The following is a 13,399-nucleotide window of genomic DNA, read 5'->3' on the forward strand; positions in this document are numbered from 1 at the left end:
TTGTGTGGGGTTGCGTTGCCGCGCCGAGGTGGTTGAGCAGGGTGGTGGCGGTGGCATCCCAGGTTGGCGGGGTGAAGGTGGCGGCGATATGTTGCTCAAGGCGGGCAATTTGTTGCGGGTTTTCGATGAGGGTGCGGATGGTGGCGGCGGCCTCGGTAAGATTTTCGGGATCAAAATAGGCGCAGAAGGATTGGCCGGCCTCGGGGATGGAGGCGCGGTTGGAGATGGCGGCGGTTTTGCCAAAGCAGAGGCTTTCGGTGACGGGGAGGCCCCAGCCTTCGTAAAAGGAAGGAAAAAGGGTGAACTGGCAGTGCTGATAGAGGTTGGCGAGGGTGGTTTCGCTGGGGCTGTCAATGAAGCGGATTTTGCCGCCGAGCCAGTTGGCGTTGGCGAGTTGTTGCAAAAGGTCAGCCGTGAGCCAGCCGGTTTTGCCGGCGAAGACGAGGGTTGGGACGGATGCCTTGGGCATGGTGGCGAGGAGGCGGCGCCAGACGCGGACCATGCCGGTGTGGTTTTTGCGGGCTTCGATGGTGCCGACCATGAGGATGTAGGGGGATGGCAGCAAGGGCGCCGTGGCGGCCTGGCTTACGCGGCCATGGCTGCCGGTGGGGAGTATGGCGGGTGGGGCGATGGTGGTGCCGTGTTTTTGCAGGCAGGCGGAGAGATCTTGCGCGGTGTGGCGGGAGACGGTGAACATCAGGCTGGTTTGCGGCACCATGGTGTGCAGCCAATTTGAGAAGTCCCGCACGGTGCCGGGGGTGCACCATTCGGGGTAGAGGTCGGGGATGAGGTCGTGCGCGAGGAGAGCGAGGCGTGCGCCCTGGCGGCGCAGGCCGCTGAGAAGCGTGGGCGGGTAGGGGCAGACCCAGGAAGCGCCGAGGTTCACCAGCCAGTCATCGGGGGTGAAGGCGATGGGGTGGGCGGGCAGGTCGAACTGATGGCCGCCGATGCGGTTGCCCGGCGCGCCGCGTGGCCGCAGCACGGCGCGGCAGAGGTCCCGGCTGGCGGCCGTGGCGGCGAGGCCGGCGCGCGCCATGGCGCCGAGAGGCAGGCGGTAGTGCAGGGGCAGACGGCGCGCGGCGATGGCGAGGCGGGTCTCGCGCGGGGGCTGGGGGATGGAAGAAAAGCGGGCGGGGGTTTTGGCGTCGGCGGCGGCGAGGATGCCTGCCTCTAGCGCGGGGAAATGGATGGGTTTGAAGCCCGATTTGGTGCGGCGGCAGAAGCGGAGCGTGCCGGAGGCGCCGGCCTGGCGCCAGAGGGCGCGGTAGGTCTCGAAGCTGAAACGCTGGATGCCGGTTGGGCGGGTGGCGGTCTGGAAAAACTGGATCAGGTCCTCTGCATCGAACCAGATTGTCATCGCGGCCACCTTTCAACTTAAAGTGGTTAATACAAGCTAAGAGGACCTCCTTCAAGGGTGACTTGCGGGAGGATGAGTTTTCAGGAAAGTTCGCGCCGCGGCCCCGGCGCCGGGTGGTGGTTTGCGGCGCGGGCGGCGGTTAGCTAAAACGGAGTATGCGAATGAAAATGCACTCTGCCGCTGTGCTGGCGGTTCTTGGTTTCGGCGTGATCCATACGGCGGCGGCGGCGAACTTGCCGGCCAGGGAGCCTGGGTTGTGGCAGAGTACGACAACGGTGACGGGGCCGGATGGCAAGCCGCTGCCCAATGCCGACCATGTGGTGACGGTGAGCTGCGTTGATCCGGCCACGGATATGAAGTTTTTTACCAGTAATGGAAGCTCTTGCTCCAGCCTGACTGTTTCCGGCTCAGGCGCGAAATATGCGATTGATGGCGATTGCATGCAGCGGGGCAAGCCGGTGCGGATTCATGAGATACTCGATTATCTCAGCACCCGAAGCGTGACGCTGAAGGCGACGATCAACGCGGGTTCCGGGCCGCTGACCGTGACCTCGCAATTACAGTGGCAGGGGCAATGCCAGGCGGGCATGGAGCCGGGTGATGAGGGCAGCATGATTGATGGCGCCTTCAGCAAGGCGGATAATATCAACGACCCAGGCGGCTTGTAGGGCGGAGCGGCGTTTGGGCGCTTCGCCATGCCCCGGTTGTGGCTTGAAATGACGCGGCGATGAGAGGCGCGCCGCTGCGCGCCTTTGCGATTATGACGGCGCTGGGGTTTTCCTCCGGGCTGCCGCTGGCGCTATCGGGCTTTACGTTGCGGATGTGGCTGTCCTCGGCGCATCTGGGGCTGGGGGTGATCGGCCTGACGGCGAATATCGGCCTTGCCTATACGCTGAAATTTTTGTGGTCGCCGGTGTTCGATGAGGTGAAGCCGCTGTTTTTTGGGCGGCGGCGGGGGTGGCTGCTGCTGGTGCAGGGGGGGCTGGTGGCGTGCATCGTGGCGCTGGGCTGTTCTGACCCGGTGACGAATGTGGGGCTGACGCTGGCAATTGGCGCGGTGCTGGCGTTTGTTTCAGCCAGCCAGGATATATTGATTGATGCATGGCGGATTGAGACGTTTGCCCCCCGGGCGCAGGGGGCGGCGCTGGCGGCGTATGTGTGGGGGTATCGCGGGGCGATGCTGATTTCCGGTGCCGGGGTGATTGCGCTTTCGGTGAAGACCGGTTGGCGTGAGGCGATTTTGCTGATGGCGGGGCTGGCGCTGGCAGGGCCGGTGGCGACATGGCTGGCGGTGGAGCCGCAGGTTGCGCGCGAGGCTGCGCCGGCGCGGTTCGGCGCGCGGTTTGCCCAGGCGGTGCGCGAGCCGCTGGTGGAGTTTCTGGCGCGGCGCGGGGCGCTGGTGATTGTGGCGTTTATTATTTTGTTCCGGCTTGGCGAGGCGCTGGCCGGGGTGATGCTGGCGCCATATTACACATTTTTGGGGTTTAACCGGGCAGCGATCGCGGTGGCGAACGGGCCGGTCTCGCTGGCGGCGACGCTGGCGGGGGCGGCGGTTGGCGGTGTGCTGGTGGCGCGGCTGGGCGTGGGGCGGGCTTTGCTGGTCACGGGGGTGTTCCAGACGCTGGCGATGGCGATGTATCCGGCTTTGGGGTTGTTTCCGGGTGAGCCGCATATGCTGGTGGTGACTTCGGCGCTGGAATCGTTCGCGGAGGGGGTCTCGGATGCGGCGTTCCTGAGTTATATGTCAGGGTTGTGCCATCCAGAGCATACGGCGACGCAGTTTGCGCTGTTGTCTTCGCTGGCGCCGATGGCGCTGCGGACTGTGGGCGGGCTTTCAGGGTATATGGCGGCGGCGATGGGGTTTATTCCGTTCTTTATTCTCTCCGCTTTCGCGGCCGTGCCGGCGATGGTGCTGATGCTGGTGATCCTGCGCTATTATCCGCCGGCGAACCGGCTGGCGCTTGTTGGCGTGGAGATTCCCGGTTGATTTGGGGGCTGCGCGCGGTTGCCCATTTGATCGCGATGTGATGATCCCTATATCGGATGATCATGAGATCATCGGGGCCGGAGAAAAGCGCGATTGTGAGCCAGGGTAAGAAACGGGATTGTGCCGGATTCAGGCCGGAGAGGGTTGCCGCCGATTGCGGGGATTTGCCGTTCCTGATCAGGCGCGACGGAACCTGGATGTACAGGGGCAGCCCGATTACGCGCAAGCCGATGATCTGTTTGTTCTCGACCGTGCTGGCGCGTGAGGCGGATGGCGGGTACACGCTGGAAACGCCGGTGGAGCGGGGGCGGATCGAGGTTGAGGATGTACCCTTTGTGGCCATGGAGCTGGAATGGTCGGGGCAGGGGGCGCAGCAGGTGCTGACGTTTCGCACCAATATCGACCAGTGCATTACCGCGGGGCCGGAACATCCGATACGGATACGACATGATTTGCTGAGCTGCGAGCCGACGCCCTATTTGCATGTGCGCGATGGCAAGGGGGCGTTTCCAATTGAGGCGCGGATCTGCCGGGCGACGTATTATGAGCTGGTGGCGCTGGCGGAACCGGGGATGGTGCGGGGGCGCGGCGTGCTGGGTGTTTGGAGTTGCGGGGCGTTTTTCTCGCTGGGCGATCTGCCGCCGGGCTGCGGCAGGTAGGCTGGAGAAAATGGAGCGATGACCGAGGCGGAGCTGCGGCGGAGGTTGCCTTCCGGCCTGGCGCATAATTGCCTGGCGGCGGCGGGGAACCGGCTGGCGGCGGTGTTGATTCCCCTGGAGCCGGAGCGCGGGGTGTGGCTGACCCGGCGCAGCGCGCAGATGCCCAACCATGCGGGGCAGGTTTCTTTCCCGGGCGGGAAGATCGAGCGGGGGGATGCCTCGGCGGAGGCGGCAGCGCTGCGGGAGGCACGTGAGGAGGTCGGGCTTGATCCGGCGGCAGCCGAGGTGCTCGGGCGGATGGATGATTTTATCACCGGGACGGGGTTTCATATTACGCCGGTGGTGGCGCTGGTGCCGCGCGGGGTGAGGTTCATGGCTGATCCGGGGGAAGTGCAGGAGGTGTTCTGTTTGCCGTTTGCGATGTTGCTGGACCCGGCGGCGCCACGCAGCCGGAAGGTGTTCTGGCGGGGGATGGAGCAGGAATTTATCGTCTGGCCGCATGAGGCGCATGTGATATGGGGGGCGACGGCGAAGATATTGCTGGATTTGGCGCGGCGCCTGCGCGGGGCGGCGTGATCGATCTGCCGGGCATGGCGGCGCTGTGGGATGCGCTGCCGCAGGCGCGGATGGTGGGCGGGGCGGTGCGCGATATGCTGGCCGGGCAGGCGGTGGCGGATGTTGATTTCGCCGTGCCGTTGAGCCCCCAGGAGGTGATGGCGCGAGTGCGGGCCGCGGGGTTGAAGGCGGTGCCGACGGGGCTGGCGCATGGTACGGTGACGGTGGTGGCGTGCGGGCGCGGTTTTGAGGTGACGAGCCTGCGGCGCGATGTGGCGACCGACGGGCGGCATGCGGTGGTTGAGTTCACCGATGACTGGAAAACGGACGCGAGCCGGCGGGATTTTACGATCAATGCCATGTCGGCCACGCGCGATGGCGCGGTGTTTGATTATTTTGGCGGGCGGGAGGATCTGGTGGCGGGGAAGGTGCGCTTTGTGGGTGAGGCGGGCCGGCGGATTGCCGAGGATTATCTGCGGATTTTAAGATTTTTTAGGTTTTTTGCGCGTTATGGGCGCGGGGTGCCGGATGCGCAGGCGGTGGCGGCGATTGTGACGCTGCGCGCGGGGGTGGGGAGTCTCTCCGCCGAGCGGGTGTGGAGCGAGGTGAAGCAGATTTTGCGGGCGGAGGACCCGCGTGCGGTGGTGGCGCTGATGCGCGAGACGGGTGTGCTGGAACTGGTGTTGCCGCAGGCCGATGAGGCGCGGCTGGCGGGGATGGTGGCGCGCGGGGCGCCGGTTGATGAATTGTTGCGGGTGGCGGCGCTGCTGCGCGGGGATGTGGGATTGTTCGCGCAGTGCTGGCGGCTGAGCGGCGCGGAGCAGGTGCGGTTGGTGGCCTTGATGGCGCCCAATGCGCTGGCGCCGGATGCTGACGATGCGGCGTTGCGTCGAGCTTTGGCCGAGGCGCCGGGGGAAATATTGATCGGGCGGAGCTGGCTGAGCCAGGATGACCGGCCGGGGTGGGATGATTTGCGGGCGCGGATTGCCGCCATGGCGCGGCCGGTGTTTCCTGTGCAGGGGCGTGATGTTGTGGCGCTGGGTGTGCCGCCGGGGCCAGGCGTTGGCCGGGTGCTGGACGCGGTGCGGCGCTGGTGGCTGGCGGGCGGTTGTGTGGCGGATGCGCGCGCGTGCCTGGCGCGGGTACGTGCTGAGTTAGAGCGCGATCGTTTGAGGCTCGCTCAACCGAGCGCGCCGAAAGCGTGAATCGCCCTCAGAAAAATGGCTAGAGCCTGATCGGGCTTAAAACGATCAGGCTCTAGATGGCGATGCGCACGCCTAGCTCGACCACGCGGTCGCTCGGAATTTGGAAAAATTCGGTGGCGGAGACGGCGTTGCGGGTCATGAACAGGAACAGCCCGCGGCGGATGAAGTTGAGTTTGGGCACCGAGGCGGGGACCACGGTTTCCCGGCCGAGGAAGTAGCTCATCTGCATGGGGGAGATCTCGATGCCCTGGGCGGAGAGGCGCTCCAGCCCGCGCGGCACGTTCGGGCTTTCCATGAAGCCGTAGGAGAGGGTGACTTTGTAAATGCCGGGGGCGACCTCCTCGGCGGCGGCGCGGTTTTCCGGCTTGACCTGGGGAACGTCAAGCGTGCGGACGCTCACGAAGAAAACCTGCTCGTGCAGCACCTTGTTGTGTTTGAGATTATGCAGCAGGGCGTTTGGCACGAAATCCAGATTGCCGGTCATGAAGACGGCGGTGCCGGGGACTCGGATTGTGCGCGATTGCGGCAGGCGGGCGAGGAAAGAGGCGAGGGGTAGGCTGTCCTGGGTCCAGCGGGCGATGATGAGGTTGCGGCCGCGGCGCCAAGTGTTCATGATAAATGTGAGGCTCAGGCCGATGGCCAGGGGGACCCAGCCGCCATCGAGAAATTTAAGTGTGTTGGCGGCAAAGAAAGAAAGATCAACCAGGCCGAAGAAGCCGAATACGGCAATAGAAGTACCCCGTGACCAGTGAAACAACCGGCGGAACACCACAACGGCCAGAATATTGGTGCAGATGAATGTACCGGTGACCGCGATGCCGTAAGCCCAGGCCAGGGCATTGCTGGTCTGAAAGATGAGTACCAGCATGATGACGCCGAAAGCGAGCATTAGGTTAATTTGCGGTACGTAGATCTGACCTTCTTCCGTAGCACTGGTGTGGCAGATTTCCATGCGCGGAAACAAACCTAGCTGGACACATTGCCGTGCTATGGAAAACGCGCCGGACACGACAGCCTGGCTGGCGATGATCGTGGCCGCAGTGGAGAGGAGAACAAGAGGAATTTGTAGCGCATGCGGCGCCAAAATGAAGAAGGGGTTAACGGCGCTAGCCGGGTCGGCGATAACGAGCGCCCCCTGGCCAAAATAATTCAGGAGCAGGCAGGGCAGGACAAAATAAGTCCAGGATGCGCGGATGGGCTTGCGGCCAAAATGGCTCATATCCGCATAGAGAGCTTCTGCTCCAGTGACGGCGAGCACAACGGCGCCCAGCACAACAAAAGCGGTAAAACCATGCCGTAGGATGAAAAAGACACTGTAGGCCGGGCTGGCGGCTTTCAGGACGGCGGGGTCATGCAGAATTTGAACGAGACCAAGGCCGCCGATGGTGAGGAACCATATGAACATGATGGGGCCAAAGGCGGCACCGATGTCGCCTGTGCCGCGCTTTTGCACCAGGAAAAACAGGACGATAACGGCGATGGCAAGAGGTTCAACGACGGGGGTCATACCTGGGGAAACAACTTCCAGGCCGGAAATAGCAGAGAGCACGGAGATGGCTGGTGTGATCATACCATCACCGAAGAACAGCCCGGCGCCAATGATTCCGATCATGCTTAAGGCTGTGCGGGCGCGGCTGTTTTTTGCCGCGCGCTGGGCGAGGGTCATGAGGGCGAGGATGCCGCCTTCGCCGTTATTGTCGGCCCGCATGACAAAAGTGACGTATTTGAGAGTGACAGTGATGATAAGCGACCAGAAAATGAGCGAAACCAAGCCGAGAACATCCATTCTGGTCATGGCTTTGTTGGAAAAATAACCGAGGCAGGTTTGCAGTGCGTAAAGCGGGCTGGTGCCAATATCGCCGTAGACGACGCCGAGGACGGCGATGAGCACGCTTAACCGTAAACGCCGTTTTATGTCGCCGCCGTCAGTTTGTGTCATTTTAATCAGCTTTACTCATTTGATGAAGGCCGGTGTTTGCCTGTTCGCGAGGCTGTGCCGCACGAGGGGATACCGGGATTGCCGCGTGTGGTGGGGGTAAGCGCAACTGGAACGCCAGCATGAAGGCATGGGTTCCAGCTGTTCTGTGCCGCTGAAAACAAGCTCACGCGGGCCAATGTGATGCCATGATGGGCGCAGCTTTAGCGGGTTGGCGGATTACCTGCAAGTAAGATCAGGAATGGGGGGAGGATTGGCCGATGGCGGGGATGCCGGTTGGGGTGGGGGCCAGGACCTCAGCGATGTGGCGGAGGTGTGTTTGGGCGTTCTGGCGGGGTTGGGTTTTGACCCCGAGTTCGCGCAGGCCGGCGCAGGAATCGTGGTTGATGGCGGTGGTGTTGAGGGGCGGCGGGGTGGGGGTGTAGTGCATCACGTCCACCAGGCATGTGACGAAGAGGGCGACGTGCGGCGGGCTCATGGTGTGGCTCCGGCGGCGGGGCGCGGGACCAGGATGTAGAGGCTGCCGGGCTGCTGCATGACTCCGGCGGTGGCCTGGGCGTCTGGCCCCGCGCCGAAGAAGAGGTCAGCCGCCTCGGCACCGTGGATGCCGCCGCCGGTGTCCTGCGCGATGGTCAGGCGATTGAGGGGGGTGTGGGTTACGGGGTCAGTCGTGGAGAGAAAGACCGGGATGCCCAGGGGGATGACGGCGGAGTCAACGGCCAGGGAGCGGCCGGCGGTGAGCGGGACGCCGAGTGCGCCGGGGGCGCCCTGGTTTGCGGGCAGGCCGCCGAGGGGCCTGAGATAAACGTAGCGGGCGTTCTGTTCCATGATGCCGCGGGCCTCGGCGGGGTGGGATTTCAGCCAGGCGGAAATGCTCTGGTAGCTGACGTTATTGGCGTCGAGGTCGCCGTTGGCGACGAGAATCCGGCCGATGGGGGTGTAGGGCTGGCCGTTCTGGCCGTCGAAGCCGACGCGCAAGATTTGGCCGTTGGGCAGTAGGATGCGGCCCGAGCCCTGGATTTGCAGCATGAAGGCGTCAACCGGGTTGGTCAGGTACGCGGTGACGGGGGTTTTGCGGTAGAGGGCGCCATTGTCAATGGCGGCGCGGGGCAGGTTGGCGAGGGCACGGTCAGCCGGTTTGGCGTACAGGGGGACCGTGTAACCGGGCGCGCGGTTTTTGGAGCCGGGGAATTCCGGCTCGAAATAGCCGGTGATTTTGGCTGTGCCGTTGATGTCGTAGGCGGTGAAGTAGGTTTCGAAAAAGCTGCGGGCGGCGGCGGCATTGCCTGGGGTGGTGTCGCGCGCGCCGTTGCAGGCGTTTTGCCATTGTCCGGCTTGGCCGGCGGTTTGCTGGAGGAAGCCGGTGCCGCCGAGGGATTGGTCTGGCGGCATGAGCTGGATGGCCTTGCAGCTTTGCGCGAAGGTGGCCAGGGCGGCGGCGGTATTGTCCTGCGCCCAGCCGGGGAGGCTGGCGATGGCGGTGCTGGTGGCGCTGGGCCCGCCGGGGAGGGTTTGTTGCACGGCGGTTTGCGGTTGGACGCAACCGGCGAGGATGAGAGCGGGGGCGAACCAGAGATGGCGCAGACGCATGCGGTTTAGCCGCTCCGCGCCGCGGCGAGGCGCCAGGTGAGGTCCTTGCTTTTTAGGTTGCGCTCGAAGGTCCAGAGGTCGGTGAGTTCGGTGACGGCTTCGGTGCCGACCAGGGGGTTGCCGGATGCATCCAGGGTCAAGTTCACCTGATCGGAGGTGAAGCGCACGATGATGGCGGCTTGGTCGCCGATCAGTTCGGCATCGTCGATGACGGCGGAGAGAATGGCTTTGATCTCGGTGCGGTGGCGCTCATTGGCGGCTTCCCGCGCGGCGATGACGCTCTCGAAGGTTTGATAGACGCTTTCGTTCAGCAGGGATTTGAGGGTGGCACGGTCGCCGGCGACGAAGGCGGTCACGATCATGCGGAAGGCGGTTTCGGCGCCGGTGAGGAATTTGGGAGGGTCAAAATTGGGATCGCGGTTGACGATCTGCATGAGGCGCTCGCCCAGGGCGGAGCGCGGGTCCGGTACTTGGCGGCCGGGCTGGGCGGGGAAGGCCCGGCCCTCGATGATCGGGCCGTTGGCGAAGCCGGGCATCTGGCCGGGGGGGATGGGTGGTTTCTCGAAGCCGACGCGCCGCCCCAGGATGCTGCGCAGGCGCAGGCCCAGGAAGATGGCGATTCCGGCGAAAAGGATAAGGGTGATGGGCACCCCTCCGAAGTTTTGTAGCGCGTTGGCCTGCACGGCACCCTCTGACTTTTTGAGTAGAGACTGATTCACGTTGCCAGCCTTGCCCAGGGACTGGGGGCGGCAACGATCAGCCTCTAGCCAATTCATGACTATTCTAGGACATACGTCTATGTACGCGACCCGGCAACATTGCCGCGCTTGAAGGATTGTCCATGTTTCTGCTTCGCCACGGGGAAAGCTATTTTAACCTGCATTATAGCGCGACCAGGGTGGACCCTGGGATTGAAGACCCGGAGCTGACGCAGCGCGGGTTGGAGCAGGCGCAGGCGGCGGCGGCGCGGCTGGCGGGGGTGCGGCTGACGCGGATGATTATCTCGCCTTATACGCGGGCGTTGCAGACGGCGCAGCCGATTTTGCAGGCGCATAGGCTGCGGGTGGATATCATGCATGAGGTGCGCGAGCGGACGGCATTTGTGTGCGATGTGGGGAGTCATCCGGATTTGCTGGCGGAAAAGTTTCCGCAGCATGATTTTAGGCATCTGCCGCCGAACTGGTGGCATGACCGGCGCGAGACCACGGAAGAGACGGTGGCGCGGGCGAATGCTTTCAGGGCACGGATGGCGGCGCGCGATGATGATGCGACGACGGTGCTGGTGAGCCATTGGGGGTTTATTCTGGCGTTAACCGGAGTTTCAGCCGGGAATGGCGAAATTCTGGAATATGATCCAAAAACACCGGCACCTGAACAAATCAGCTGGCACCATTAGCCTAAGGAGCGCGTATGAGTTTACTGGGAGACGATGAGCCGCTGCCCTTTTGCGTGGTGAATGAGGCGGGGGCCAGCCGGTTTTTTTTGACGGCGGATCATGCCGGGTGTGTGATTCCCAGGGCGTTGGGCGATTTGGGCTTGAGCGCGGCGGCGCGCGGGCGGCATATTGCCTGGGATATCGGGATTGCGGAGGTGACCAGAGGGCTGGCCGCCGCGCTGGATGCGACGGCCGTGTTGCAGAACTATTCGCGGCTGGTGATTGACTGCAACCGGCCGCCGGAGGTGGAGAGCGCGGTCCCCCAGGTGAGCGAGGCGACGCCGGTGCCGGGGAATGTTAGTTTGAGCGAGGCGGACAAGGTGGCGCGGCGGCGCGCGGTGTTCGACCCGTATCATAATGAAATCACGCGGTTGCTGGCGGCTAGGCCGGGACGGATTTATCTGGCGATGCATAGTTTCACGCCGGTGTATCTGGGGGTTGCGCGGGAGGTTGAGGTTGCGGTGTTGTATCATCGCAATCCACGGGCCTCGCACTTACTGGCGGCGCTGTTGCGCCGGGAGGGCGGGCTGGTGGTGGGGGAAAATGAGCCTTACCGCGTGAGCGACGAGACCGATTATGGCGTGCCGGTGCATGCCGAGCGGGGCGGGCTGGATTATATCGAGATAGAAATACGCCAGGATTTGATAAAGGATGCGGCGGGGCAGGCGGCCTGGGTGGCGCGGCTGGTGCGATTGTTGCCGATTGTGGAGGTTGGTTTGGGTATGGAGCTAGCGCGCTAGATGGCGAAGCGTCCGGTTGCAGCCAAGGGGAAGCCGCAGGTGGCGGCGCAGAGCAGGATTCTGGTGTTTGTGGACAGGATCGACGAGGCGGGTGTTGGCGGCTGGGCGGTGGATTTTGGGCAGCCGGGCGAGAGCCTGCGGCTGCGGGTGTTGATTGATGATGTGATTGCAGACGTGATCCGGTGCGATCTGCATCGTGATGATGCGGTGTTGTTGAAGCTGCCGGCGAGCCGGATTGGGTTTTATTATAATATTCCGCCGCGGTATCATGACGGGCTGCGGCATGTGCTGAAGTTTATGACGCTCGATGGGGCGGGACTTGCGATGTCTTCGCGCGGGGGGGCGGAGATGGCTGAGCTGAGTTTCTGCCTGGCCAAGCCAGTGCGGGTTGAAGGTGTCGTGGATGGCATGATCGACGGGCTGATTCAGGGCTGGGCGCTGAATGTGGACGACCGGGCCAGGACGAGGCAGGGCGGGGTGCGGATATTGGTGACCACGGGCGGGCAGCCGGTGGCGGAATTGCTGGCGGACCAGTACCGGGCGGATGTGGCGGAGTCCGTGGGGTGCGACACCGGCTGCGGGTTTACGTTTTCGCCGCCGCCGGAGTTGCGTGCGCGCCGGCGTACGGCGTTCAGGTTTTATGCCATGCCGGGACGCCAGGAATTGGGCGGCAGCCCGCTGGAGGTTGCGTATCCGCAGGATGACGAGCGCGAGCGGATTGCCGGGCTGGCGAAACGGGCGGACGAGCTATTTGCGTTTGCGTATCACCTACGCAAGGAGTTGAAGGCCGCCTTGCCGGGGGAGCGGTATCTGCTGAGCGATTACGGACGGTGGGCGGCCCAGGCGCTGCCGCTGGCGCTGCCGCGCGCGCAGGCGCGGTATGGCGCGTTGCCGCCGGAGCAGCCGCTCGTCTCGATTCTATGCCCGGTGTACCGGCCGCGGGTGGGAGATTTTTTGACGGCGATCGATTCAGTACGCAACCAGAGTTACCGGAACTGGGAGTTGCTGCTGGTGGATGATGGCGGCAAGGATGCGGAACTGACTGAGGTGATGCGCCGGTTGAGCGCGGCGGATGCGCGGATAAAGCTGGCGGTGTTGGTGAGGAACACGGGGATTGCGGCGGCGAGCAATGTGGCGCTGGGGCAGGCGCAAGGGAAATTTGTTGCGTTTTTTGACCATGACGATGTGCTGGAGCCGGGCGCGCTGGAGATTATGCTGCGCGCGCAGGCGGCGACGGGCGCGAAGCTGCTTTATTCCGATGAGGACAAGATCGACCATTCGGGGGGGCTGTCGGAGCCGCATTTCAAGCCGGATTTTAACTACCGGTTTTTGCTCGAGGTTAATTATATTTGTCATTTCGTGATGGTTGAAATGGCGGTGCTGCGCCAGGCAGGGGGGCTGGACAAGCGTTTTGACGGGGCGCAGGACCATGATTTGTTATTGAGGCTAACGGAGGCGCTGGCGCCGGAGGAAGTCTGCCATGTTGCGGAAGTTTTGTACCACTGGCGCAAGACGGCGGGTTCGACCGCGGCGGCGGGCGGCAGCGCCAAGCCAGGGGCGGCGCTGGCGGGAGCCGCGGCGGTGGCGGTGCATTTGCAGCGGCGCGGACTGCCGGCCGCGGTGACGGCGCGGGGTGGCTTGACGTGTTACCAAGTGCGATGGCAGGTGCCGGAGGCGCGCAAGAAGGCGGCGCGGGTTTCGATTTTGATCCCGTTCAGGGACCAGATTGCCATGACGCTGGAATGTGTGACGGCGATCCGCCAGCATACCCGCGAGGTGGAATATGAGATTATTTTGTTGGATAACTGGTCATCCTCGCCGGAGGCTGAGCCATTCACCGCCAGGCAGGCTAATTTGCCGGGGACCCGGGTGATACGGATTGCCGAGCCGTTTAATTATTCACGGCTAAATAACATTGGCGCGCGGGCGGCGCGG

At 63.7% G+C, this 13,399-nt stretch carries 13 protein-coding genes; 8 read left to right on the plus strand and 5 right to left on the minus strand.

The genetic code is table 11. From position 1 onward, the window contains the following. A partial coding sequence (locus PHE40_RS09025) for a glycosyltransferase family 1 protein (protein ID WP_299960986.1) occupies nt 1-1,357 on the minus strand: 1,357 nt, incomplete at its 3' end. 161 nt (nt 1,358-1,518) lie between these two features. On the opposite strand from PHE40_RS09025, the gene PHE40_RS09030 reads away from it, so the two are divergent. The 5 genes from PHE40_RS09030 (at nt 1,519) to PHE40_RS09050 (ending at nt 5,763) form a co-directional block, all read left to right on the plus strand. Then, nucleotides 1,519-2,025: a DUF3617 family protein gene (locus PHE40_RS09030; protein WP_299960988.1), complete on the plus strand. Its 507-nt coding sequence runs from the start codon at nt 1,519-1,521 to the stop codon at nt 2,023-2,025. 59 nt (nt 2,026-2,084) lie between these two features. Continuing rightward, complete coding sequence (locus tag PHE40_RS09035; RefSeq protein ID WP_299960990.1) at nt 2,085-3,344, plus strand: AmpG family muropeptide MFS transporter; 1,260 nt, start codon at nt 2,085-2,087, stop codon at nt 3,342-3,344. A gap of 62 nt (nt 3,345-3,406) precedes the next feature. Then, the gene (locus tag PHE40_RS09040; RefSeq protein ID WP_408838933.1) at nt 3,407-4,003 is read left to right on the plus strand and encodes a DUF1285 domain-containing protein; all 597 of its coding nucleotides are present in this window, start codon (nt 3,407-3,409) and stop codon (nt 4,001-4,003) included. A gap of 18 nt (nt 4,004-4,021) precedes the next feature. After that, complete coding sequence (locus PHE40_RS09045; RefSeq protein WP_299960994.1) at nt 4,022-4,579, plus strand: CoA pyrophosphatase; 558 nt, start codon at nt 4,022-4,024, stop codon at nt 4,577-4,579. Continuing rightward, nucleotides 4,519-5,763, plus strand: coding sequence for a CCA tRNA nucleotidyltransferase (locus PHE40_RS09050; protein WP_299960995.1), 1,245 nt, complete (start codon nt 4,519-4,521; stop codon nt 5,761-5,763). Before PHE40_RS09045 ends, PHE40_RS09050 begins: the two co-directional genes overlap by 61 nt. Before the next feature lie 52 nt (nt 5,764-5,815). Here PHE40_RS09050 and PHE40_RS09055 read toward each other — a convergent pair whose 3' ends face one another. From PHE40_RS09055 to PHE40_RS09070, 4 genes are all read right to left on the minus strand, one after another. Next, complete coding sequence (locus tag PHE40_RS09055) at nt 5,816-7,708, minus strand: potassium transporter Kup (RefSeq protein ID WP_408838937.1); 1,893 nt, start codon at nt 7,706-7,708, stop codon at nt 5,816-5,818. A 226-nt stretch (nt 7,709-7,934) separates the two neighbouring features. After that, nucleotides 7,935-8,177 (minus strand): hypothetical protein, encoded by a 243-nt coding sequence (locus tag PHE40_RS09060; protein ID WP_299960998.1) that lies wholly within the window; start codon nt 8,175-8,177, stop codon nt 7,935-7,937. Then, nucleotides 8,174-9,289 carry a murein transglycosylase A gene (locus PHE40_RS09065; RefSeq protein WP_299961000.1) on the minus strand — a complete coding sequence of 372 codons (1,116 nt, stop codon included), beginning with the start codon at nt 9,287-9,289 and terminating at the stop codon, nt 8,174-8,176. Before PHE40_RS09065 ends, PHE40_RS09060 begins: the two co-directional genes overlap by 4 nt. Before the next feature lie 5 nt (nt 9,290-9,294). After that, nucleotides 9,295-10,008 carry a Tim44/TimA family putative adaptor protein gene (locus tag PHE40_RS09070; protein ID WP_299961002.1) on the minus strand — a complete coding sequence of 238 codons (714 nt, stop codon included), beginning with the start codon at nt 10,006-10,008 and terminating at the stop codon, nt 9,295-9,297. 122 nt (nt 10,009-10,130) lie between these two features. On the opposite strand from PHE40_RS09070, the gene PHE40_RS09075 reads away from it, so the two are divergent. From PHE40_RS09075 to PHE40_RS09085, 3 genes are all read left to right on the plus strand, one after another. Next, entirely contained in the window at nt 10,131-10,685 is a 555-nt protein-coding gene (locus PHE40_RS09075; protein WP_299961004.1) for a histidine phosphatase family protein, read from the plus strand. A 14-nt stretch (nt 10,686-10,699) separates the two neighbouring features. After that, on the plus strand, nt 10,700-11,464 hold the full coding sequence (locus tag PHE40_RS09080) for an N-formylglutamate amidohydrolase (protein ID WP_299961006.1): 765 nt from the start codon (nt 10,700-10,702) through the stop codon (nt 11,462-11,464). Next, the coding region (locus tag PHE40_RS09085; RefSeq protein ID WP_299961008.1) for a glycosyltransferase at nt 11,465-13,399 on the plus strand (1,935 nt) is incomplete at its 3' end.

This window comes from Acidocella sp., assembly GCF_028687955.1.
GTDB lineage: Bacteria > Pseudomonadota > Alphaproteobacteria > Acetobacterales > Acetobacteraceae > Acidocella.